Here is a 23,371-nt window from a genome sequence, read left to right as displayed (position 1 = left end):
CCGTCACCGTACCGCGCGAAGGGCCGGGTGGTGGTCGCGCGCGCCGGGGGCACAGGGCAGGATGGGCGGCATGGGCGAGACGAGCGGGCGGGGCGTGCCCGGCGAGGGGCTGGCGAAGGGGCTGGCGGTCACGCTGCGCACGATGACGCGCCGCTCGACCACCCAGCAATATCCGGACGTGGCCCCCGAGCTGCCGCCCCGGTCCCGGGGCGTGATCGCGCTGCTGGCCGAGAACTGCACCGTCTGCATGCTCTGCGCCCGCGAGTGCCCCGACTGGTGCATCTACATCGACTCGCACAAGGAGGAGGTGGCGGTGCCCGGCGCCGCCCGCCCCCGCCAGCGCAACGTGCTCGACCGGTTCGACATCGACTTCTCGCTCTGCATGTACTGCGGCATCTGCGTCGAGGTCTGCCCCTTCGACGCGCTCTACTGGTCGCCCGAGTTCGAGTACGCCGAGTACGACATCCGGGACCTGCTGCACGACAAGGACCACCTCGGCGAGTGGATGGCCACCGTTCCCCCGCCGCCCGCGCACGACCGCAACGGCGAGCCGGCGAAGGAGGAGGCCACCGCCGCGCGCAAGGCCGCCGCCCCCGCGGGGTCCGCCGCCCGGCCGACCCCCGCCCGGGTACGCCCCGAGCCCGGCCCCGCCGCCCGCCCGACTTCCGCCCCGCCCGGCCCGGCCCCGGGCACCGCCCCGGCGGACGGTCCCGCCGCCCCGGCGGACGGTCCCGCCGCCCCGGCGGACGGTCCCGCCGCCCCGGCGGACGGTCCCGCCGCCCCGGCGGACGGCACCCCCACCGACCCGGGTGCCGCCCCGTGACCGGTGCGGACGCGCTGCTGCTGGCCCTCGGCGCGGTGGCGGTCGGCGCGGGGGCGCTGGTGGTGACGACCCGCCACCTGGTCCGCGCCGGCCTCTACCTGGTGGTCTGCCTGGGCGCGCTGGCCGGCGTCTACCTGGTGCTCGCCGCCGAGCTGGTGGCCTGGGTGCAGGTGCTGATCTACGTGGGCGCCGTGGTGGTGCTGCTGCTGTTCGCGGTGATGCTGACCCGCGCCCCGATCGGCGCGTCCGACGACCTGGACCGGCCCGGCTGGCCGGCGGCCCTGATCGGCGGCGGCGTCGGCCTCGGGCTGGCCGCCCTGCTGGTCGACGCGTACCGCTGGACGCGGGTGGACCTGCCCGCGCCGGGCACCGCCGAGCGGCTCGGCGAGCAGGTGTTCCGCACCTGGGTGCTGCCGTTCGAGGTGCTGTCGGTGCTGCTGCTGTCCGCCCTGGTCGGCGCGGTCGTGCTGTCCCGCCCCGACATCGGCCGCCGCCCGGCCGAGGGCACGGGCCGGGGCGCAGCGGGCGGCGCGGTAGCCGGCCAGGACCGCGCGGGAGGCCGCCCGTGAGGCCCGTCGTCCCGTACGTCACCGCCGCCCTCCTGTTCGGCCTCGGCACCTACGGCGTGCTGCGCCGCCGCAACGCGGTGCTCGTGCTGATGGCGGTGGAGCTGATGCTCAACGCCGTCAACCTGATCCTGGTCACCGCCGACGCCACGGTCCGGGCGGCGCTGCCGCACGCGGGGCAGGTCTTCGCGCTGTTCGTGATCGTGCTGGCCGCCGCCGAGATCGGCGTCGGGCTGGCCATCGTGCTCCAGCTCTACCGGCTGCGGGCCAGCGTCGCCGTCGACGAGGTGCCGCTGACCGAGCCGCCGGCCGGGTCACCGGTCGAACACGCGGGGCGGGCCACGACCACCGGCGAGGTGACCCCGTGACCGGCCTGCTCGGCGCGCTGCTGCCGGCCGTACCCCTGGTGGCGGGTCTGGTGGGGTTGCTGCTGCCGCCCGTGTCGCGCGCCGCGGGCGCGCGGGCCGGGGCGGATCCGGCCCGCCGGGTCGCCGTCGGGCTCGGCGTGGCCGGCGCGGCCGGCGCGCTGCTGGTCGCGGTCGCGCTGCTGGCCCGGGTCGGCGCGCCCGTGGAGACGTCGACCACCTGGGTCGACCTGGGCGGCCTGCGGGTCACCCTCGGCGTCCGGCTCGACGGCGCGGCGGCCCTGGTCGCCGTCGCGGTGGCGGCGGTGGCCCTGGCCGTGCAGGTCTACTCGGTCGGCTACCTGCGGGGCGGGCAGCACGACGAGGCCGGCGTCGACGTCGACCACCGCTACCCGCCGTACGCGGCGCAGATCAGCCTCTTCACCGCCGCCATGCTGCTGGTGGTCGTCGCCGGTGACCTGGTCATGCTGCTCGTCGGCTGGGAGGTGATGGGCCTCTGCTCCTACCTGCTCATCGCCCACGACCGCCGGCTGCCCGGCGCGCCGGCCGCCGCGATGAAGGCGTTCCTGGTCACCCGCGTGGGTGACGTCGGCTTCCTGCTCGGCATCGCCCTGCTCGGCGTCTCGGCGGGCAGCTTCCGCATCGCCGACGTGCTCGCCCACGACCACGCCGCCGGCACGCTCACCGCCGCCTGCCTGCTGCTGCTGGCCGGGGTGGCCGGCAAGAGCGCCCAGTTCCCGCTGCACACCTGGCTGCCCGACGCGATGGCCGGCCCCACCCCGGTCTCCGCGCTGATCCACGCCGCCACGATGGTCGCGGCCGGCGTCTACGCGGTCACCCGCCTCTTCCCGCTGTTCGAGCGGGCCCCGGCGGCGCTGGCCGTGCTCGGGGTGCTGGCCTCGGTGACCCTGCTGCTCGGCGCGCTCGCCGCCACCGCCCAGGACGACCTGAAGCGGGTGCTGGCCTGGTCGACGGTCTCCCAGCTCGGCTACATGACGGGCGCGCTGGCCGTCGGCGCGCCGAGCGCCGCGCTGTTCCACCTGCTCACCCACGCCGCGTTCAAGGCGCTGCTGTTCCTCGCCGCCGGTGCGGTGATCCACGCCCTCGGCACCCCGCTGCTGTCCCGCATGGGTGGCCTGCGCTCGACCATGCCGGTGACGTTCTGGTGCACGGCGCTGGGCCTCGGCGCGCTGGCCGGCGTCCCCCCGCTGGCCGGCTTCTGGAGCAAGGACAGCGTGCTCGCCGCCGCCCAGTCCGCCGCGCTCGACTCCGCCGGCCCGGCCCCCGCCTGGGTGGGCTGGCTGGTGTGGCTCGCCGGGCTGGCCGGCGTCGCCGTCACCGCCTGGTACGCCACCCGGCTGCTGCTGCGCGCGTTCCTCGGCACGTCCCGCCCGCCGCTGCCCCCGCACGACCGGCCGATCTCGCTGCGCCCGCACGACCCGCCGGCCGTGATGCGGGTGCCGATGCTGCTGCTCGCGGTGCCGGCCGCGCTGCTCGGGCTCGCCGCGTTCTGGCCGGCGTTCACCGGCCGGCTCGGCGCGGCCGAGGGGGAGTGGACCCACGTCGGCCCGGCGCTGCTGCTGCCGCTGGCGCTGCTCGCCGCCGGGGCCGCCCTCGCCTGGGCCGGCTGGCGACGGGACCGGGCCGCCGACCCGGCCCGCGCCCTCGGCCCGCTGGGGCCGGTGTTCGCGGCCGGCTTCCGGCTCGACGACGTGCAACACGCCCTCGTCGTACGCCCGGTGACCGCCCTCGCCCGGTTCGCCCGCGCCGCCGACGAACGGGTGGTCGACGGCGCGGTGGAGGGCACCGGCCGGGGCGCGGGCGGCCTCGGCGGGGCGCTGGCCGGGCTGCACCGGGCCGCGCTGCCCCGGGCGGCGGCCGGGGTGCTGGCCGGGGCGCTGCTGATCGGCCTGGCCGCCGTGCTGATCGGGGGCGTCGCGTGAGGGCGATCGAGGAGCGTCGCGTGACGGCGATCGGGGGAGCCGGATGAGCCTCGGACAGGTCCTGCTCGTCGCCGCGCTGGCCGTCCCGGCCCTCGGCGCGGCGGTGGTCGCCCTGCTGCCCGGTGGTGACCGGGCGGCCCGCGTCGCCGGCACGGTGGCGGCCGGGCTGACCTTGCTGGCCACGCTGCCCCTGGCCGGCGGCGACCGGAGCTGGACGGCCTTCGGGCCCGCCCCGGCGGTGCGCCCCTGGCACCGGCTCGACCTGCCCTGGGTGCCCGCCCTCGACCTGCGCTTCCACCTGGGCGTCGACGGCATCTCCTACCCGCTGGTCGTGCTGACCGCCCTGCTCACGCTGCTCTGCTGCGCGTACACCCTGTGGCGGGTGCCCGACGGCGGCGGCAGCGGCCGGGCCCTCGTCGCGTTGCTGCTGGTCGTCGAGGTCGGCATCCTCGGCACCTTCCTCGCCCTCGACCTGGTCCTGTTCTTCGTGTTCTTCGAGGTCGTCCTCCTGCCGATGTACGCGATCATCGCCGGCTGGGGCGGGGCCGACCGGCGGCGGGCGGCGGCCAAGTTCGCCCTCTACACGCTGCTCGGCTCGGTGCTGCTGCTCGTCGGCGTCTACGTCGTGGTGGCCGCCGCCGGCACCGCCGACCTCCTCGCGCTCACCGGCGGCACGGGGCTGTCGCGGGGCACCCAGCTCGCCGCGTTCACCCTGCTCGGGCTCGCGTTCGCGGTGAAGAGCCCGCTGTGGCCGCTGCACTCCTGGCTGCCCGACGCGCACACCCAGGCGCCCACCGTCGGCAGCGTGATCCTCGCCGGGGTGCTGCTCAAGATGGGCACGTACGGGCTGATCCGCGTCGCCGTCGGGGTGGCCCCGGAGGGGGCCCGCTGGGCGGCCCCGGTGCTCGGGGTGCTCGCCGTCGCCGCCATCATCGTCGGCTCGCTGGTCTGCCTCGCGCAGGGCGAGCTGAAGCGGCTCATCGCCTACTCCAGCGTCGGCCACATGGGGTTCGTGCTGCTCGGGGTGGCCACGCTCACCGCCACCGGCCTCCAGGCCGCGCTGATCGGCAACGTCGCGCACGGGGTGATCACCGGCCTGCTGTTCTTCCTCGCCGGGGCGATCAAGGACCGCGCGCACACCGGGGCGCTGGCCGAGCTGTCCGGGCTGCGGGAGACCGCGCCCCGCCTCGCCGGCCTGCTCGGCTTCGCCGCCGTCGCCTCGCTGGGCCTGCCCGGCCTCGCCGGCTTCTGGGGCGAGGCGTTCGCCGTGGTCGCCGCCATCGGGCGGGGCGGCCCGCTGTGGACCACCCTCGGCGTGCTGGCGGCGGTCGGCGGGGCGCTGACCGCCGCGTACCTGCTGCGGCTGCTGCGCCGGGTCACCCACGGCCCGGCCAGCCCGGCGGTCGGCCGGATCGGCCCCGGCCTCGCCGCCGCCGAGTGGACGGCCTGGGCCCCGCTGGTGCTGCTCGCCCTCGCCGTCGGCCTCGCCCCCACCCTGGTCCTCGGCGTCGCCGCCGACCCGGTGGCGGCCCTCGTGGGGGTGCTCAGATGAGCCTGGTGCAGAGCGTCGACAACGTGGCGCTGCTCCCGGCGTACCTCGCCGCCGGCACCGCCGTCCTGGTGCTGCTGGCCGACCTGCTGGTGGCCCGGGCCGCCGCGACGGTCGCCGTGGCCGCCGCCGGTGCGGTCGCCACCGGGCTGGGCAGCGCGGTCGTCGGGGCGGGCGGGCCGCGCGCCACGTTCTGCGTCGCCGCCGACTGCTCGTACGTCTTCGGCGGCCGGGCCGCCCTCGTCGGGGCGCTGTTCGCGCTGCTCACCCTCGGGGTGCTGGCCCTGTCCGGCCCGGCGCTGCGCGCCGGGCGGTCGCCCGTCGGCGAATACTGCTTCCTGCTCGCCTGCTCGATGACCGGCGGCGTGGTGCTCGGCGCGGCCGGCGACCTGATCACCCTGATCGTGGCGCTGGAGACGCTGACCCTCCCGCTGTACGTGCTCGTCGGCCTGCGCCGGGGCAGCCTCGCCTCCGCCGAGGCGGCGGTCACGTTCTTCGTGGTGAGCGTGGTCGCCACCACCGTCACGCTGCTCGGCGCGGCCCTGCTCTACGCGGTCACCGGCGGCCTGCACCTCGACCGGGTCGGCGCGCTGCTCGCCGGGCGACCCGACCTGCTGGACGTGCCGCTGACCACGGCGGCGGTGGCGCTGGTGCTGCTCGGGCTGGCGTTCAAGGTGGCCGCCGTGCCGTTCCACGCCTGGGCCCCGGCCACCTACGACGGCGCGCCGCTGCCCGTGGCGGCCTACCTGTCGACCGCGTCGAAGCTGGGCGGGGTGGTGGCCCTGCTCGCGGTGGTGCAGCGGGCGCTGCCGGCCGAGGTGACCGGCCCGGTGCTGGCCGGGCTCGCCGTGCTCACCATGACCGTGGGCAACCTCGTGGCGCTGCGCCAGCGCCGCACGGTGCGGCTGCTCGCCTGGTCGTCCGTGGCCCAGGCCGGCTACATCCTGGCCCCGCTGGGCGCGCTCGCGCTGGCCGCCGGGCGCACCGCCGACGCCCGCGCCGCCGCGTACGCCGCCGCCGTGGCGTACGCCGTGTTCTTCGTGGTCCTGGAGCTGGCCGCCTTCGCGGCGCTGGTGGCCCTGCGCCCGGCCGACGCCGACGGCGGCAGCCTCGCCGACCTGCGCGGCGCGGCCCGGCGGCGGCCCTGGGTGGCGGCGGCGTTCGCGCTGGCCCTGGTCGGGCTGGCCGGGCTCCCGCCGGGGCTGGCCGGCCTGTTCGCCAAGGTGACCGTGGTGCGGGCGCTGCTGGACGGCGGCGCGGGCTGGCTGGCGCTGGTGGTGGCGGTCAACGCGGTGATCGGCCTGGCCTACTACCTCCGCCTCGCCGCCACCCTCTACGCCCCGCCCGCCGAGACACCAGCTCATGAACCCGTCGCCCGGCCGGCCTGGGCGGTGCTCGGCACCCTCGCCGTGGCCACCCTGGTCGCCCTGGCCGTCGGCTTCGCCCCGCAGCTCGTGCTGGACCTCGCCGCCCGCTGAGCGGGTTGCCGGGCCACCACCCCCGACCTCAGCGTTTCCGCAGGTCGATCCCAGACAACTCACAGCGTTGAGACGGATGGTTGGCGGGTACCGAGGTGTTGTACCGGTCAGCGGACCCCGCGCGGTCCGCGCACCGAAGGAGCGATCGTGCATCACAACCGTCTGAAGACCGCAGCGCTGCTCGGCCTGCTGACCTCGCTGATCCTCGCGGTCGGCTACTGGTTCGGCGGCAGCGGCGGGCTCGTCGTCGCCGTCGTCGTCTCGTTGCTGATGAACGGCGTGACCTACTTCTACTCCGACAAGCTCGCCCTGCGCTCGATGCGGGCGCAACCGGTCAGCGAGGCACAGTTCCCCGAGCTGTACCGGATGGTCCGCGAGCTGGCCACCGAGGCGCGGCAGCCGATGCCCAGGCTCTACGTCAGCCCCACCTCCCAGCCCAACGCGTTCGCCACGGGCCGCAACCCGGCCAACGCGGCGGTCTGCGTCACGCAGGGGATCACCGAGATCCTCGACTACCGGGAGCTGCGGGGCGTGATCGGGCACGAGCTGTCGCACGTCTACAACCGGGACATCCTCATCTCCAGCGTCGCCGCCGGCCTCGCCGGCATCATCACGATGCTGGCCAACATCGCCTGGTTCATCCCGCTCGGCGGTGGCGACGACGAGGACGCCCCCAACCCGATCGTGCTGCTGCTCACCCTGATCCTCGGCCCGCTCGCGGCCACCGTGATCCAGCTCGCGATCAGCCGCAGCCGCGAGTTCCAGGCCGACGAGTCGGGGGCCCGGCTCACCCGGGACCCGCTGGCCCTGGCCAGCGCCCTGCGGAAGATCCACCTGGGCACCCAGGCCCGGCCGCTGCCGGCACAGGGGCAGCTCACCAGCACCGCCCACCTGATGATCGACAACCCGTTCAAGCGGGGCGGCGGCATCGCCGCGCTCTTCTCCACCCACCCCCGGATGGAGGAGCGGGTCGCCCGGCTGGAGCGGATGGCCGCCAGCGCCGGCCCCGTGCAGTTCCAGCGCTGACCCGTCCCGACCCCGAACCCGCCCGCGCCCGGTCCGACCGGGCGCGGGCGTTTCGTCTGGTACGCGACGAGACGCGCACCATAACCAGTTCACTCCCGCCAGGCTGCGGCGTTAGGGTCGGAACGTTTCCGGCTCGTTACATGCTTTCGTTGCACCCCTCTCGTCGCACCCCCTGGAGGTTCCCGTGGCCGCACTGCGCCAGTACCTCGGCGTATGGCGGATCCCCGGCGCGCCGATGCTGCTCGTCCTCGGCGTCATCGGCCGGCTCGGGATCGGCATGACGCCGCTGGCGCTGCTGCTCGTCGTGCAACAGGTCACCGGGCGCTACTCCCTCGCCGCCGTCGCCGGTGGCATCTACGCCCTCGCCGGTGCCGCGCTCAGCCCCGTCGCCGGCCGCGTCGCCGACCGGGTCGGCCCCACCCCCGTGCTGCTGGCCACCGCCGTCGCCCACCCCCTCGCGCTCGGCGGGCTGCTCTGGGCCAGCCGCGCCGACGGCGCCAGCATCGCCCTGATCTACCTCGCCGCCGGGGTGGCCGGTGCCACGTACCCGCCGCTGACCGCCGCGCTGCGCGGCGCGTGGAACGACCTCACCAGCCCCGCCACCGGCCGGTACCACCTGCGCAACACCGCCCTCGGCGCGGAGACCGCGCTCCTCGAAGTCGTCTTCGTGCTCGGTCCGCTGCTGGTGGCCGCGTTCGTCCTGCTCGCCGACGCGGCAGCCGCCCTGGTCGGCGCGGCCGTGGTCACCCTCGCCGGCACCGTCGCCGTCGCGCTCGGCCGGGTCATGCGCGGCTGGCGTCCCCACCCGAAGGAGCACCACGCCCGGGGGCTCGGCCCGCTGCGCGTCGGCGGCTTTCCCGCCCTGCTGCTCTGCATCGCCGGCCTCGGCATCGCGTTCGGGGCCGCCGGGGTCATCGTCCCGGCGTTCGCCGGCAACCAGCCCACCGACGACCCGGAGAGCATGGCCGGCGTCCTGCTCGCGGTCTGGGGCCTCGGCAGCGCCGCCGCCGGCTTCTGGTTCGGCGTCCGCAAGCCCGCGGCCAACATGACCCGCCAGTTCGCCTGGCTGCTCGCCGCCGTCGCCGCCACCTTCGCCGTGTACGCGGTGATGCCCGGCCCGCTCGCCCTCGGCGTCGCGCTGGTCGTCGGCGGGGCCGCCATCGCCCCCGCGCTCACCCTGGAGAACACCCTCGTCGGGCGGATCGCCCCGGCCGGCATGCTCAACGAGGCGTACACCTGGGCGGTGACCATCATGGTCGCGTCCAGCGCCGCCGGAGGCGCGGTGGCCGGGCTGATCATCGACCACGCGGGCGGCGTGCCGTGGGCGTTCGTCTTCGCCGGTTCGGCCGTCGCCGTCGGGGCCGCCGTCGCCGCGCTGCCCGCCGGCCCCATCGCCCGCGCGGAAGCCACGGCGGTACGCGTCGAGCAGACCCTCGCCGCCTGAGCTGCGGCCTGCTGCTCGGGGCTCCTCGGCGGCGGCTGCTGCTCGGGGCTTCTCGGCGCGGCGTGGGGCTGCTCAGCCGCTGCGCGGCGCGTACATGATGACGGCGACCCCGACCAGGCAGATGGCCGCGCCGACGACGTCGTAGCGGTCGGGCCGGAACTTGTCGACCACCATGCCCCACGCGAGCGACCCGGCGACGAACACCCCGCCGTAGGCGGCGAGGATGCGGCCGAAGTTCGCGTCGGGCTGGAACGTGGCGACGAAGCCGTAAAGGCCGAGCGCGACCACGCCGCCCGCGATCCAGAGCAGCCCCCGGTGCTCCCGCCAGCCCTGCCACACCAGCCAGGCCCCGCCGATCTCGGCGAGGGCGGCGAGCAGGAACAGCAGGATCGAGCGGGCGACCGTCATGCGTCAGACCGTAGCCGTAGGGCCCCTCGTCAGCGGTGGACGGGATGGCAGGAGCGGGGGCGCGGTGCGCGCCAAGCGCGGCGAGTCAGCGGTACCTTGTCACAAGCAACCGGGCGGCACGGGCGGAGGGATCTTGGTCGGGCAAGTGAATGAAATCGGCGCTGTTGATCTTTAGCGGTCCAGGTCAAGAAGTCTGTTCCCCGCGCACGCGGGGGTGATCCCCGGTCCAGGCCGACCACGGCCAAGCTGTGCGACCTGTTCCCCGCGCACGCGGGGGTGATCCCGTGGCGGCGCGGGCCTCGGTGGTGGTGAGCAGCTGTTCCCCGCGCACGCGGGGGTGATCCCAAAAACCAGTCGTTGATCGGATCGCTGATCGACTGTTCCCCGCGCACGCGGGGGTGATCCCTGATCTGACCGACGTCTAGGAATGGCCCCGAGCTGTTCCCCGCGCACGCGGGGGTGATCCAGCGACACAGGCCGATCACAAGATCCCTGTGGCCTGTTCCCCGCGCACGCGGGGGTGATCCGGCCGGGGGCGGCAACTGCGACTCATCAAGGGACTGTTCCCCGCGCACGCGGGGGTGATCCCTGTTCTCCACCACGTCGGGTGGCCAGGCGGTCCTGTTCCCCGCGCACGCGGGGGTGATCCCGGGAAGCGTGACTTTCGTCAAAGGCAGCTCACCTGTTCCCCGCGCACGCGGGGGTGATCCGGGGCGACGGAGGGCGCACCGCACATCTGGCCCCTGTTCCCCGCGCACGCGGGGGTGATCCCTGGCGGATGGTCGCCCTCGGGGAGCTGCCCGACTGTTCCCCGCGCACGCGGGGGTGATCCCATCCCCGGCACCAGCGTCACGGTCCACGCGAGCTGTTCCCCGCGCACGCGGGGGTGATCCCATCTCCGAGTTGCGCCACGGCAGCACGATGCCGCTGTCCCCGCGCATGCGGGGGTGATCCGGGCTGCCCGTCCGAGGCGCAGATGCGCCGCCACTGTTCCCTGCGCACGTGGGGTGATCCCAGCCGGTAGCGGAGCCAGGCCGTCCACAGGCCGTCAAAGGCCGGAGAAGGGCGACCAACGACGACCAAAGCCCGCCCGGTTCGCCCAGCTCACAACAGCGTGCCTCGCTGCCCAACCAGGGGCCCGACCGAGCCGTTAGCGATAGTTGGTGAACTGGAGGGCGATGCCGAAGTCCTCGCTCTTGAGCAGGGCGATGACGGCCTGGAGTTCGTCCTTCTTCTTGCCGGTGACCCGGAGCTGGTCGCCCTGGATCTGCGCCTGGACGCCCTTCGGGCCCTCGTCGCGGATCTTCTTGCTGATCGCCTTGGCCTTGTCCGAGTCGATGCCCTGGACCACCTTGGCGTCGATCTTGAAGATCTTGCCCGAGGGCCGCGGCTCGCCCGCGTCCAGGGACTTCAGCGAGATGTTCCGCTTGACCAGCTTCTCCTTCAGGACGTCCAGGGCGGCCCGGACCCGCTCCTCGGTCTCCGCCTGGAGGCTGATCGCCTCCTCGCCCGACCAGGAGACCTCCGCGCCGGTGCCCCGGAAGTCGAACCGCGTCGAGAGCTCCTTCTCCGCCTGGCGGAGGGCGTTGTCGACCTCCTGCCGGTCGACCTTGCTCACGATGTCGAACGACGGGTTCGCTGCCATGCTGATGCTCCTGCTGTCCGGCGGTCAGTGCACGTACGCGCCGCCAACCAGCGGCACGACCCCCTGACGGTACCCGGTTGCGCTCGCCCCGGGAGCAACCGCTATCCTTGGCTCCGCTGCCACGCCACGGCGCGGTGGCGACGCCCTGGCGGGTTGCCCGAGCGGCCAATGGGAGCGGACTGTAAATCCGTCGCGAAAGCTTCAGAGGTTCGAATCCTCTACCCGCCACCAGGTGCGACAACGGCCCCTGACCAGCAGGAATGCTGATCGGGGGCCGTTTTCGTCTGTCCGGCCGGGTCCGGCTCGGTCCAGCCGATTACGACTGGTTGTGGGCAGGAGGTGGGCAGGTCGATCTTGCCGCGGAGGCTGTTTGGGTCGGCGTTGGTGGGGCCGGGTGGGCCGCCGTGCGTCCGGGCGGGCTATGAGCGGCTGAGAGGCGCGGCGGGGGCGACTCGGCTGCGGTGGGCGGGCCGGTGGCAAGCCAGCCCCGGGGTTGGACTGACGCGGCAGCCGGAAGCCCCGACCCTCGATCAGATCGACCGCTTCGGCTTCCGTACCGCCTGATGGTCGTCCAGGTATCTGGAGCTGCCGTACGGGGCGGCGGCCGGCGGATTGCCGCCGGCCGGCTTCCCGCCCGCGCCGCGCGAAGCGCGGCGCCTTAATCCAATACAGAGGAATTCGGCAGCGCGAGTGGATTGAATTATGTCGTCGCCGCAGCTTCGCCAACGCCGAACATTGCTATTGAGCGTGAAATGCCATGCAGTTGGAGAATCGCGATCGGCGGTATGCGGGTACGTGAGTTGAGTAGATCACTTTGGAAGTGCCGCAGTCCCATGCCCTAGCTGCGACGGTGGCGCTGCCTGTTTCAGGCGTCTAAATCCCCCTGGCAATGATTCGTCGTGAATGGCAAGGAGGTACGAAGAAGCGTTCGCTTGTCTCAATCCGCGTAATTCACCGACGGTCTGGATGGCTGATTGGCCTATCCCAAAAGCGAATCCGACGCCAGTCGCGAGTGTCGTAAAAATGTTATTGCCGCCAGCAATCTGACTGATTGCTGCGGCTGCGATCGGTGGTACTGCCGCTTGGGTTGATATGATTCCAAAACACCCATTCAGTCGCCTCTGCTGAAGTGATTTCTGCAGTTCGACAAGTCCGGGATATACCTCTCGCTCGTACTTGACGCTCAAGATATCCCTAAGTGCGTTACCGTCGATCGTGCCAGTCTCGGCTGACATGAATGATCCTGTGCTGGCCTGCTGCATGTAATGCTGGAAAGCAACCAATGCAGCCCGATGTTTCGATCTAATGTCTACAATGACTTCCGCAGTGAGGCGATCCGAAGCCGCAGGCAGAACCGCCCGTACAGAGGCCATGCCCAGCAAGCCTGACAAGTCTTCTCCCAGGTCAACGGGGGGCAGTTGGCCGCCTGGCTGGAGGAGTGCCTGACGCATGATATCGCTCGTCCAACTGAATGAGCCTAAGAGTGGGGAGTGATAGATGCTCATTGGTTTTGCGAGATTGACCCTCGCAAGATCTTGCATAAGCATGCTGTAGTAGATTCGGCCGAGATTGGATGGCGTCAGCAGTCGATCCCACATCTGGTAGATGTTCTTCTTGAAGGATCCGACCTGTTCATCAAGAACCGCCTCTCGGAGCGTGTCGGGGATGAAATCTGTATAGATTCCAAACGTCTTTACGTCGCTCCTGGCAGGTCTGGCTCCTTGAAACCTCATTACTTCCCTGAGTTCCGGCCCTGATTGACGAATCACCTCGACTAGCGGGGCCGCCACTCTGCGTTTGTCGGCGCGAGAGAGTTGAACCTTGCGAATTATTCCATGGTCTACAAGGCCATCGAAAAGCTTGTCGCACCTGGCATTAATTTGGGGCGGGGGTAGAGGGTAATTATATTCGTCTGACACGCCTGGAATGAGAACTATGAGACGATCGAAATATAAGGCTGCCGAAATCAAGGAATTCTCGTTGACGTCGCGTTGCCTCATGAATCCTGTGACCACTCATTGATTATATAGGTTATGTCAACGAGAAGGAGGTCGGCGCGCTGCAATACCAGTCCATTCGCTATGGTAATTCTTGTCGGCGGTAGCTTGTGATCCTGAGTCGGATATGTTCCAAAAGGGTCTTGTCGGGATGACGTTCTGCGGGCGTGATCATTCACCCGGTCGCCGGCAGTTCTTAATTTACTGTAGCCGCGGTAGGTGCGGCTCATGCTTGCGCCGCCTGGGGGTCTCGACTTGCCGTTGGGCGTGCGTGGGGCGGCCTCACGCCTACCTTAAGAACGGAAGCTTTCTGCGGGCGCCGGCGTATTGCGCGGCCGGGGTCGGAGCATCCGCGGTGCGACGGGCGGCGCCCACGCGCCCGTGCGTGCGACCCGTGAGGAGGGCGTATCAAAGGCGCGAATTGTTGTATTGCTTCGTCTGAAGCAGTCGGTCACATGGCCCGCCGTCATCGCGGGCCGATGCTCCGGGTCGGCGACAAGCGGGCAGGCGGACTTAGGACGTCCAGCGGTACCCCGCGGACAGGCCCCCGGTCTGGGACGAACAAGCGGCGGCGTGGGTCGACCCGGACACCCGCCACCCGCTGACCACCTGGACCGAAGCCCTCGACGCCATCGACGACAACCCCGACGCCGAACCCGTGCACGTCGTCCGCTTCGGCACCCAGGTCGACGCGCGCGGCGTCATGCGCGGCACCGCCGACGCCGAGCGGACTATCCGGTACGTCACGAAGTACATCACCAAGCACATCGGCGACTGCCACAAAGCAACTACCGACCGACAACGCAAGCACCTCGACCGGCTATGGAACCAACTGGGGGTCACCCCGTGCACCGACCGGTGCGCCAACGGGCTGCTCTACGGCGTCCAGCCGAAGAAGTCACACGCGAGGCTCAAACCGGGCCGCTGTAAGGGCAAAGTCCACCAGCGGGACACCCTCGGCATCGGCGGCCGACGCATCCTCGCCTCCCGCGACTGGTCCGGCAAGACCCTCGCCGACCACAAGCACGACGCCCGCGCCTGGGTCCGCGCACTGCTCGGCACCACCACCGACGGCGCCCAGCTCGTCGACGACCAGGGCGAAACGCCCGAGCGGGTCCGGCACGCCTGGGAACTCGCCCGACCTGACGGCCCCGACGTGGGGCCCCTGTCGCACCGGCTCACGCGGTCGATCAGCGAACGCGCCCGCTGACGCTCCGAACTACTCGCTGCCAAGGACCGGGCCGCCCAGGGGCCGCCAGATCTTCGGCAACTCAGCACAACGCACAGCACGAGGGGGAGGGAACAAGACCGAGGAGTTGTTGACCGTGCCGGAAGTGCTCGCCGAGCTGCGCGTACCGCGCTCGACCTGGTTCTACTGGCGGCAGACCGGCAAGGGGCCGCGGGGCATCAAGCTCCCGAACGGGCAACTGCGGGTCCGCCGGTCGGCGCTCGGCGGTGGCTCGGTGAGCTGGAGCAGGACGCGGCGTGAAGTGCTACGAGGTCCAAATTTGGGAGATCGGGAAGCGCGCCGACCGGAAGGCTCGGCCCTGGCGGGTCCGCTGGGCGGTGAGTGGCCGGCGCTTCGAGGAGATGTTCCGTACCAAGGCCCTGACGCACTCGTTCCGCGCCGAGCTGGTCCAGGCGTCCAACGCGGGGGAGCCCTTCGCCCCAACCACCGGCCGCCCGGTCTCCGACGCGAGAACCAAGAACCCCACCACCTGGTACGCGCACAGCCGCGCGTACGTCGAAATGAAGTGGCCCCGGGCGGCGGCCAAGACCCGGCGGTCGATCGTCGAGGCGCTGACCCCCATCACGGTGACCCTGACCCGGCCGACGAAGCGGGGCCGACTGGATGCCGCCCTGCTCCGCGAAGCGCTCTACCTCTACGGCCTCAACCCGCGCCGCTGGTCGGACGAGATCCCGGCCGAACACGCGGCGGCGCTGGCCTGGCTGGAAACCGCGTCGCTGCCGGTCGTCGAGCTTGACTCGCCCGCCATGGTCCGACGCGTCCTCGACAGCCTCTGCATACGCCTCGACGGCAAGCCGGCTGCGGCCTCGACCGTCCAGCGCAAGCGGGCCACCTTCTACAACGCCCTCGGGTACGCCGTCGAGCTGGAGCTGATCGACTCCAACCCGGTCGACCGGGTCCAGTGGACCGCCCCCGAGGTCGCACAGTCCATCGACCGGCGGGTGGTGGCGAACCCGGCCCAGGTCGCCACGCTGCTGGAGTCGGTGAAATCTCTCGGCAAACGCGCTGACAGGGTCACCGCGTTCTTCGGCTGCCTCTACTACGCGGGCATGCGGCCCTCGGAAGCGGCGGACCTGCGACGTGAAGACTGCGACCTACCCGGGCGCTGCCTCGCCTGCGGAACCGACTTCGACGACCTGGCAGCGGTCAAGCCCTCGGCGTCCTGTGACCACGAGAAGATCGAATACCGCTGGGGCCGCCTGGTGCTCGCCGGCACTTCGCCGCGCGCAGGCTCGCACTGGACCGATGACGGCGGTTCGCACGAGCGGCGCGGCCTCAAGCACCGGGGCCGGCAGGAAACCCGGACGGTCCCCATCCCGCCCCGGCTCGTCGAGCTGCTCTGCGCGCACGTCGAGAATCACGGCGTCGGCCCGGACGGTCGGTTCTTCCGGGGCCTGCACGGCGGGCCGCTCTCCGAGTCGGTGTACGACCGGTGGTGGAAGCTCGCCCGCGAGAAGGCGCTGACCGAATCGCAGATTGCCTCGCCGCTCGTCCGCCGGCCCTACGACCTGCGGCACGCGGCGGCCTCGCTCTGGCTGAATGCCGGCGTCCCGCCGACCGAGGTCGCCCGCCGCCTGGGCCACGGCGTCGCCGTCCTGCTCCGCGTCTACGCCAACTGCATCGACGGGGGAGACGACACCATGAACGACAAGATCGGTGACGCCCTCGGATGATGGCGGAACCGCGGAGGGTGCAGGGCGAGGGATAAGCACACCATTAAGTCATGCGGACCCAGCTGCTCATATCCAAGTGATGCGCCAGCACTTTGGCTGGCGCGCGCCCTGTAGAGTGCATGTTCGCCGAGAGGCACCGCGTGACTCCCCCTGCCGCTACGGTCCACTGTTAGATGCCGAGGTGCCGCATGAAGCCTGCATACCGCGATCTCTACTTCGGCATGAGCGATGCCCGCAATGAGATTACCGAGGACGAGTCGTCTTTCATCAAAAGCTATGTCGATCTCAACAACGCCTCACAAGCTCTAGTCAACGGCCGGAAATTCCTCGTCCTGGGACCTAAGGGAACAGGAAAATCCGCCTTGGCGTGGTACCTGCGGGCAACGGAGCGAGAGGGGAGTCACCTCGTCCACGTTCGAGACGCCACCACCCTACCTTTGGCCGAAGTGCCCAGAGTGCAGACTGGGCAGGTCGCTGGCCCCGAGCGAACAGTCGTAGCCTGGAAGTTCATTCTGCTCTGCAACTACCTGGAGCTCCTGCTAAGCGACAAAGATTGCACGCTGCAGTTTGATAAAGAAGTGCAAAGGGTTGCGAAGTTGCTTCGAAATTTCGGCTTCATGGGAGACGCTTCTGGGCGCGCATTGCTAAATGCCTCTAGTACCACCATTCAAATCCCCTTGCCTAAATTGGGGCCAATTTACAAGCGCGAAAGCAAGCCAAGTCTGAACATCTACAACCTAGTCCCTTACATGGAGACGTGGGTATCGCAGGCCTTCTCATCGTCAAGGCATGTCCTTCTTGTTGATGGCTTGGACTCAATCTTTCTAAATGACGAGAAGTACGATGAGAGTCTTGCTTCGCTCGTGCAGGCCGCCTACGCGGTGAACCAAAAATTGATGTCGTCCGAGACGTCCGGAAGCATCGTCCTGCTGCTCCGAAATGATGCCTTCTCTCGAATCGCGCTCTCGCTGCCGGATTCACAGAAGATGCGCGATGACCTGGCATTCGACCTGGACTGGCGCGTCCTGTCCGGAGCGGCTGGCGTTAACGCTCCCCTAATTCAGTTGGCAAACCAAAAGGCCGCCAAGGCGCTCGACGTTGAATCCGTGCGAGTCCTGGAGTATTTTCCCCCCCAAATCAAGGTGGGTCAGCGCGGGCAGGGTCAGTCATTTAATACGCTGAAGTACCTGCTGAACATGACTCGGCACACGCCGCGAGACCTTTTGCGTCTGTTTGAAGAGATCCGCAAGGTCGAGGCGTCTGGAATCTACGGATCCAAGCCGCGGGAGTACCTTGACCAGGAGGTCATCCGAGAAGGCGTGCTTCAGTACTCCAGCAAGTATTTTGTTGGCGCCATCTCGAATGAATTCGCGGGCGCCGAGGGTGGGCCGGAGAGTGCCGTATCGGCAATCTCTGCACTCAAGGCGCTCGACAAGCAGCAATTTAATGCTAAAGAATTCACGGCTGCACTGGAGGACCTGGGTCATGCAACGATCAGTGCCGATAAGCTACTGACGCTGCTCTTCTATGCCGGGGCCATAGGTAATATGGTGGCAGGCCGAAGTGAGAGTTATATGCACTTCTACCACCGGCGTGATGACTCCGAGGTCTACCTGAAGGGATCGTTCATCCTTCACAACGCACTCGTTCACGCTTGGAATGTCCATAGGGGTGGTTAGGATCCTGCCGTCCCCCGGAGAGGATGCGGCTGGTGCCTGCCGTGGGCGGATCGTGGGCGAGAGCCTGAAGATCACGGGATCGAGGAAGGTGAAATGCCAGCTAAACGCCCGTGCCTCTACCGGAATCAGGTGCCCCCTGTAAATCCGTCGCGAAAGCTTCAGAGGTTCGAATCCTCTACCCGCCACCATGTGCGACAACGGCCCTTGACCAGCAGAAATGCTGATCGAGGGCCGTTCTCGTTGATCTCGTCGAGTCCGGCTGGGTCCAGCGCTCTATGGCTCGTTGTGGGCGGGTCGATCATGCTTTTGAGGGCTTGGGTGACCCCTGCCCCGGCGTCTCGGGTGGTGGCCACTGGCGGGGGCGTGCGGACCGGCTGAGGGGCTTGCTGGTGGCCGACAGTGGCGAGAGGTAGGCCGGGGGCAAGCCAGTCCCGGGGTTGGACTGGCGCGGTAGCCGGAAGCCCCAAGCAGCGACCAGGCCGATCCGTTCGGCTTCCGTACCGCCTGGCGTGATCGCGGCCTCTTGACCTGTGGTGGGGACGTCACCTCGGTGACGAGCGCTTCGCGGCAGGAGCGTGCGTTGAGAGGTCTGGACCGTAGGTGTCTTGACGGAGGTCGCATCGGGCTAGCGGCAGCCTGCTCCGCTGGCCGCCAGAAAACTCAGCGCTGTGGAAGCGGGGTGCGGCTACGGTGTCGGCGTGCGCATCACCGGCCGTGGCGTCGAACCGGTCACCGAGGTGACCTACTATCGGGCGCGGTCCGGCGGCGGCACCGAGACGGCCCGGCTACCGGTCGGACGCCTGGGCGTCGAGGCATTACCCGCCGGCTGCGACGCGGTGCTGGTCACCGGGGATCTGCAGGGCGTGGCGCCGTCGCCGTGGGGCGGCCCGCCCGTGCTGCTGGGCGTCGCGCTGGCTGACTATCTGCCGGTGTGGGCCGAGCAGGGGCTCATCCCACCGTCGGAGCGCCTCGCCGTGGTCCTCGTCGGGGACCTGTACTCCACCGCCCATGCCGACCGGCGCGGCGCCTCCGGCGAGGTCGCCGACGTGTGGTGGGCGCTGGTCGCGATCGGCTGCCGGCTGGTCGTCGGGGTGGCCGGCAACCACGACGTCATCGCCAGCGACCAGCTGGCCGAGCTCGGCCCCGCCGCGGCGCTGCTGGACGGAGACTGGATCGACCACGGCGGGGTGCGCTTCGCCGGCGTCGGGAGCATCATCGGCGACCCGCGCCGGCCTGGCCGCCGCAGCGAACCCACCCAGCTGGCCCGCATCGGCGCCGCGCTTGCCGCCGATCCCGCCCTGCTCGTTTTGCACGAAGGTCCCCAGGGCGAGGGCAACGACCAGCCCGGCCATCCCGCCATCGGCGCCCACCTGCGCACCCAGGCGCCGGCCCTAACCGTGTGCGGGCACGTGCACTGGGAAACGCCCCTGGCCCGCCTCGGCGCCGGGCACGTGCTCAACGTCGACGGCCGGGCCATCGTGTTGACGCATCAACCGCCGCTGTAGGGACCCGGCTGCGCATGCGGCCCTAGGCGAGGTAGACGAGCAGCAAGCCCTTGAGCAGCTGGCCGCCTTCAGCCTCCTGGCCCGTTGGGTGGATTCGGCGACAGTTGAATTTGTCCCCTGGTGGTGCTTTGCCCTCGCTTAGGCGACTTTATGGCTTATTCGCCGTTGTTGATCGCCTCACCTGCGTCGCATGTGGGCCTCGTCGTCTGTGTCGAGCTTGTACCAAAGGGCCTTTCCGGTCTCGGCGTCGGTGGCCCGCCCCGGGTGTCAGTGGCTTTCCGGACTACCCACCCAATTCAAGGGGGAGTGGTCCGCAAGGTCACCAGCATCGGCCTCTACAGCGCCGAACCCGAGTCCGGTTGCAACCCACATCGTGCGTCGCTTGGCTGGGGCGGGCCGGGGTCAAGTTGGCAGTGGGACGTGCTCGTCGAGTCGGGTGCAGTAGACGATAGTGGCGTCGTCGCGGGTCTTGCCGCGTGGCCACCTTGTGCCATACGGGTCGCTTGCCTCCGCGCTGCGGACCCGTCGGATCACCCCAGCCGGACCTTCTGTGCCGAGGAGCGCGAAGACCTCGGGCCAGTCTGCGAGGTGAAACCGGTCAGTGAGTCTGCTGGCACCGTCGCTCAGCAAAGCTGCTGATGCAAGATCACAGAGCGGGCGGCTTCCGGTAAGAGCCTCGGACGCTGCTCGCGGGTCGCCCGCGGCTACCCAGAACCCGCCGGGCTGGTTCCGGTGGCGTCTCATGGCTTCGATGTACTCGCGGCGGGCCTGGTGGTGTTCAGGGGTGTCGTTGACGGCGGAATCCATGGCGGCCCGGTACCGGCGGCCGACTTCCGCCTCCCGGCTGTCGGTGATGACGAGCGGCTTTCCCCCGCGCTGCTCCAAGACAAGGACGGAGTCCGCGAGCACCAGATAGTCCACGTGATCGCCGGTGATCCGGAGCATGACCACTGTGGCGGACGGACTGCTCGGGTCGTTGACGTCGCAGGTTCCACAATGGCTGTCGGCTACCTCCCCTATGGCGTCGGCCAGGAGGGCCGTGAGGTCGTGATCGGCCTCAGGAACCAAGCGGGACAACAACGCTCCGCCGAGCCGGCGGGTGTACCAGGCCACGCCGTGGGAACAGGTCGAGGTGGTGCCTGAGAGGCCAGCGCCGTCCAGTAGCACGACTGCGTGCGGGACGCTGCCCGTGAAGTCTTCGTTAGGCTGGTCGTGCTTTCCGGGGCTCGTCGCCATCGCGACCTGCATGGTTGCCTTCCTCCAGCCGGTAGAACGGCGTCAGGGTCTTGACCTCGCGAGGTTCGTTGGTGCCCGCTTCGTACTCGGTGCCAACAAGCACGGAGAAGTTGGCCGTGCTGACCTGGGCGAAGAGTTCGGTGAGCTGGGTGCAGATCAGGTGGACCACGCCAAGCGAGCCGGGCGGATGGATGCCCGTGAAGACGATGAGCGATCCGAGGCCGTCGGGACGGGGAAGCCGACCAAGGTAGGCCACGTCCGAGGTGGTCGGCGGGTCCTGGTCCTGGCCGGAGCGATAGACGATGCCCGTGGCCCGGTCGACGAGCGTCCAGGGTCCGTCGCTGGCTCGCTCGAACTGCAGGACCGGATCCTGGGCGAGCGCCTGGGCGACCGCATCGGAGATACGGGGACCGCAGATCACCACCAGGTTCGGGCGGTTGAGGTCGATGTCTCCGCCGACCGGGACGTGCTCGAAGGAAGGCTCCAAGCCCAGGCTGCGTGCAAGCTCGCCGAGCCGTTGCGCTGCGGCGACGTCTTCGATGGCGACGACCGGTCGGGCTCTGATCGCCTCTTCCTTGAGGGGCGTGGCGATGGAGACTCCGCCCATCCCGAGGAAAGCGCCTTCGGGCGCGGGGCCACTGTGGCGGATCTGGTGAATTCGGCCGCGCGTCAGTCCTACCTTCTGCGCAATGTGTGCATATGACATGCCCGCGTCGTGAAGTTCCTGGATGACGCGTCGACGCAGACGAGCAAGCTCGGTGACCTCCTCCTGAGCCTCTGCCATACGAGATGTCGCCTCCCGTAACAGCTCGTACGGGTCACGTATGGCGGCGATCCTGTCCACTTCGCCCGGCATGTCGGTCCTCGTGATAGGTGTCAGGGCGTCGAGCCCCCTTGACGCTCCAACCGTACCGACCCTACCGTGCTGTATATCCCCCTAGACAAATGAGGCGGCCTCCAAGGCCGACTGTCTAGGGGGGTAGACGGAGATCCAGGAGGGCCGGCAATGACCCCGAACGCGATCAACCTTCCGGTGCCGCTCAGAGAGGTGGCGGCCCAGGTGAGGCGACGTCTTCGGACGACCTCGCCTGTCCACACCTCTGATCTGCCCAGGAAGCGGGAGTGCTCGTGATCTCCGGGGTCGTGTCGATTGTGTTCGGTGGGCTGGTGCCGGGCTTCCTGCTCGGGTTGCTCGCCTTCCGCGTCAAGTCCCGCTGGTGCCCGCGCTGCGGCGAGTCCACCCTGGCCATGCCGCCGGTGGAGCAGGACAGATGAGCGCTCGCGACGAGGTGCCGATCGGGCGGCGGATGGCGGAGCTGCGGGCCCGCCGGGGGATGAGTCAGCAGGTCTTCGCCGACCGGATCGGCAAGTCCAAGAGCTGGGTCGACAAGGTCGAACGAGGCGTACGCACCCTCGACCGGCTCTCCGTCATCGAAACCGTCGCCGCCGCCCTCGGCGTCACCCCGACGATCCTGCTCACCGGCAAGCCCCGCCGGGAAGGCGTCACCGACACCGACGCCGCCGTGGAACGCATCCGCACGGCGCTGGCCCGCCACGACCCACCCGGGGCCGACGCCGACAGCCCGACCGCGCGGCAGCTCGACGACCGGGCCGGGCACGCCTGGGCCGCGTACCGTAACGGCCACCACGCCCAGGTCCTGCGCGCCCTGCCCGACCTGCTCGCCGCCACCCGGCACACCACCCGCGCCGAGCCGGCGGCCGACCCGCCCGTCCGCGTCTACCGGCTGACCGCCCAGACGCTGGTCAAGCTCGGCCAGCCCCACCTCGCCTGGCTGGCCGCCGACCGCGCCATGACCGCCGCCGCCGGCGACCCGCACCGCACCGCGCTCGCCGCCGTCTCCCTCGCCCAGGCCCTCCGCGCCCTGCACCGGGGACGCCTCGCGCAGGCCGCCGCGCTCAGCGCCGTACACCAGACTGACCCGGCGGCGCACGACCGCCCGCCGGACCCCGGCCTCGCCGGGACGCTGCTGCTCGAAGCCGCCCTCGCCGCCGCAAGCTACCGCGACGCCGCCACCGCCCACGACCTCACCGAGCGCGCCGCCCACCTCGCCGCCGCGCACGACGGCCACCATCAGCGTGACGGCGACGGCATCGCCTTCGGCTCCGCCGCCGTCACCGTCGCCCGCGCCCTGGTCGCCACCCAGCTCGGCGACCACCACCAGGCCGTGACCATCCATCGGTACGCCACCAGCGGCGACGGCTGGCACCGGCTTCCCGCCGAGCATCGCGCCGCCCACCTCATCGACATCGCCCGCGCCCACCTCGATCTGGGCGACCCGCGGGCCGCCGGCCGCGCCCTGGTCGCCGCCGACCAGATCGCCCCCGCCGAGGCGCGCACCCGCCCCGCCGCACGCGCCGCCCTCACCGCCGTCGTCCGCACCGGACTCACCGCCGCCGACGTTGCCCGCCTCGCCGCCACCATCGGCCTCACCCGGCAGTAGGCAGCCGCCCGATCGTGCCGCACTACTGCCGTCGCGCCGCCGGCCCTGCGGCCCCGTCCGACGGTGCTACCGGCTCCGGCAGCGCCCGACGGTCGGCCACGAGGATCGTCCGCCGTGTGCCGGTATCCGGTTCGCCGTGTCGCGCCGGTGACGAGCAAGCGACCAAGGTGTTGCCATCCGGGAACGAGTGGGGTGGGGATGGCGCTTCGGGAGTGCGGCCGGGCGTCGTGCGTGATGTCGTATCCGACTCAGCTCCAAAGGCACCGCGGGAACCGCCCGCCGGGGCAATGGCAATGGGCGGCGACTCCGCCCTTTCCGGGGAA

At 70.6% G+C, this 23,371-nt stretch carries 19 protein-coding genes, 1 tRNA gene and 1 CRISPR repeat array; of the genes, 15 read left to right on the top strand and 5 right to left on the bottom strand.

Features of this window, described 5'->3' with window-relative positions:
* Positions 1-70: 70 nt before the first annotated feature.
* The 8 genes from ACFYWL_RS01520 (at position 71) to ACFYWL_RS01485 (ending at position 9,194) form a co-directional block, all read left to right on the top strand.
* Positions 71-823, top strand: a complete 753-nt coding sequence (locus tag ACFYWL_RS01520; RefSeq protein ID WP_386965790.1) for a NuoI/complex I 23 kDa subunit family protein — start codon at positions 71-73, stop codon at positions 821-823.
* Entirely contained in the window at positions 820-1,392 is a 573-nt protein-coding gene (locus tag ACFYWL_RS01515) for an NADH-quinone oxidoreductase subunit J (protein WP_386965787.1), read from the top strand. Before ACFYWL_RS01520 ends, ACFYWL_RS01515 begins: the two co-directional genes overlap by 4 nt.
* Entirely contained in the window at positions 1,389-1,757 is a 369-nt protein-coding gene (gene nuoK / locus ACFYWL_RS01510) for an NADH-quinone oxidoreductase subunit NuoK (protein WP_386965784.1), read from the top strand. Before ACFYWL_RS01515 ends, nuoK begins: the two co-directional genes overlap by 4 nt.
* Positions 1,754-3,697, top strand: a complete 1,944-nt coding sequence (locus tag ACFYWL_RS01505; protein ID WP_386965782.1) for an NADH-quinone oxidoreductase subunit L — start codon at positions 1,754-1,756, stop codon at positions 3,695-3,697. The genes nuoK and ACFYWL_RS01505 overlap by 4 nt, the downstream gene beginning before the upstream one ends.
* Before the next feature lie 43 nt (positions 3,698-3,740).
* A complete protein-coding gene (locus tag ACFYWL_RS01500; RefSeq protein ID WP_386965780.1) occupies positions 3,741-5,249 on the top strand; it encodes a NuoM family protein in 1,509 nt (502 codons plus the stop codon).
* Positions 5,246-6,724: an NADH-quinone oxidoreductase subunit N gene (locus ACFYWL_RS01495; RefSeq protein WP_386965778.1), complete on the top strand. Its 1,479-nt coding sequence runs from the start codon at positions 5,246-5,248 to the stop codon at positions 6,722-6,724. The genes ACFYWL_RS01500 and ACFYWL_RS01495 overlap by 4 nt, the downstream gene beginning before the upstream one ends.
* A 147-nt stretch (positions 6,725-6,871) precedes the next feature.
* Entirely contained in the window at positions 6,872-7,750 is an 879-nt protein-coding gene (gene htpX, locus ACFYWL_RS01490; protein ID WP_386965776.1) for a zinc metalloprotease HtpX, read from the top strand.
* A 184-nt stretch (positions 7,751-7,934) separates the two neighbouring features.
* Complete coding sequence (locus ACFYWL_RS01485; protein ID WP_386965773.1) at positions 7,935-9,194, top strand: MFS transporter; 1,260 nt, start codon at positions 7,935-7,937, stop codon at positions 9,192-9,194.
* A gap of 72 nt (positions 9,195-9,266) precedes the next feature.
* Here ACFYWL_RS01485 and ACFYWL_RS01480 read toward each other — a convergent pair whose 3' ends face one another.
* The gene (locus ACFYWL_RS01480) at positions 9,267-9,602 is read right to left on the bottom strand and encodes a YnfA family protein (RefSeq protein WP_043965452.1); all 336 of its coding nucleotides are present in this window, start codon (positions 9,600-9,602) and stop codon (positions 9,267-9,269) included.
* Between the two features lie 193 nt (positions 9,603-9,795).
* A CRISPR array of direct repeats spans positions 9,796-10,616; the repeat unit is 28 nt; unit sequence CTGTTCCCCGCGCACGCGGGGGTGATCC.
* 136 nt (positions 10,617-10,752) lie between these two features.
* A complete protein-coding gene (locus ACFYWL_RS01475; protein ID WP_043965453.1) occupies positions 10,753-11,247 on the bottom strand; it encodes a YajQ family cyclic di-GMP-binding protein in 495 nt (164 codons plus the stop codon).
* Positions 11,248-11,394: 147 nt separating this feature from the next.
* On the opposite strand from ACFYWL_RS01475, the gene ACFYWL_RS01470 reads away from it, so the two are divergent.
* Positions 11,395-11,478, top strand: a tRNA-Tyr gene (locus tag ACFYWL_RS01470).
* Positions 11,479-12,056: 578 nt separating this feature from the next.
* Here the strand turns inward: ACFYWL_RS01470 and ACFYWL_RS01465 are convergent.
* Positions 12,057-13,262: a hypothetical protein gene (locus tag ACFYWL_RS01465; RefSeq protein WP_386965770.1), complete on the bottom strand. Its 1,206-nt coding sequence runs from the start codon at positions 13,260-13,262 to the stop codon at positions 12,057-12,059.
* A gap of 583 nt (positions 13,263-13,845) precedes the next feature.
* Here ACFYWL_RS01465 and ACFYWL_RS01460 point away from each other — a divergent pair.
* The 4 genes from ACFYWL_RS01460 to ACFYWL_RS01445 all read left to right on the top strand — a co-directional run bounded on the left by ACFYWL_RS01460 (position 13,846) and on the right by ACFYWL_RS01445 (position 19,350).
* Positions 13,846-14,454, top strand: coding sequence for a replication initiator (locus ACFYWL_RS01460; RefSeq protein WP_386966700.1), 609 nt, complete (start codon positions 13,846-13,848; stop codon positions 14,452-14,454).
* Positions 14,455-14,729: 275 nt separating this feature from the next.
* Positions 14,730-16,166, top strand: a complete 1,437-nt coding sequence (locus ACFYWL_RS01455; RefSeq protein WP_386965767.1) for a tyrosine-type recombinase/integrase — start codon at positions 14,730-14,732, stop codon at positions 16,164-16,166.
* Between the two features lie 188 nt (positions 16,167-16,354).
* On the top strand, positions 16,355-17,845 hold the full coding sequence (locus ACFYWL_RS01450; RefSeq protein ID WP_386965765.1) for a P-loop ATPase, Sll1717 family: 1,491 nt from the start codon (positions 16,355-16,357) through the stop codon (positions 17,843-17,845).
* 698 nt (positions 17,846-18,543) lie between these two features.
* A complete protein-coding gene (locus ACFYWL_RS01445; protein WP_386965762.1) occupies positions 18,544-19,350 on the top strand; it encodes a metallophosphoesterase in 807 nt (268 codons plus the stop codon).
* Positions 19,351-19,752: 402 nt separating this feature from the next.
* Here ACFYWL_RS01445 and ACFYWL_RS01440 read toward each other — a convergent pair whose 3' ends face one another.
* Complete coding sequence (locus ACFYWL_RS01440) at positions 19,753-20,598, bottom strand: protein phosphatase 2C domain-containing protein (protein WP_386965760.1); 846 nt, start codon at positions 20,596-20,598, stop codon at positions 19,753-19,755.
* Positions 20,552-21,442: a sigma-70 family RNA polymerase sigma factor gene (locus tag ACFYWL_RS01435; RefSeq protein ID WP_386965757.1), complete on the bottom strand. Its 891-nt coding sequence runs from the start codon at positions 21,440-21,442 to the stop codon at positions 20,552-20,554. Before ACFYWL_RS01435 ends, ACFYWL_RS01440 begins: the two co-directional genes overlap by 47 nt.
* Positions 21,443-21,714: 272 nt before the next feature.
* Between ACFYWL_RS01435 and ACFYWL_RS01430 the strand changes: the two genes are divergently transcribed.
* Both ACFYWL_RS01430 and ACFYWL_RS01425 read left to right on the top strand, forming a co-directional pair.
* Positions 21,715-21,861 (top strand): hypothetical protein, encoded by a 147-nt coding sequence (locus tag ACFYWL_RS01430; protein ID WP_357747063.1) that lies wholly within the window; start codon positions 21,715-21,717, stop codon positions 21,859-21,861.
* On the top strand, positions 21,858-23,048 hold the full coding sequence (locus ACFYWL_RS01425) for a helix-turn-helix domain-containing protein (protein WP_386965754.1): 1,191 nt from the start codon (positions 21,858-21,860) through the stop codon (positions 23,046-23,048). Before ACFYWL_RS01430 ends, ACFYWL_RS01425 begins: the two co-directional genes overlap by 4 nt.
* Positions 23,049-23,371 lie beyond the last annotated feature (323 nt).

Source organism: Micromonospora sp. NPDC002575 (assembly GCF_042889525.1).
GTDB classification, from domain to species: domain Bacteria; phylum Actinomycetota; class Actinomycetes; order Mycobacteriales; family Micromonosporaceae; genus Micromonospora; species Micromonospora carbonacea.
The sequence above is the reverse complement of the archived record's forward strand: the minus strand, read 5'-3'. Positions and strand labels throughout refer to the sequence as shown.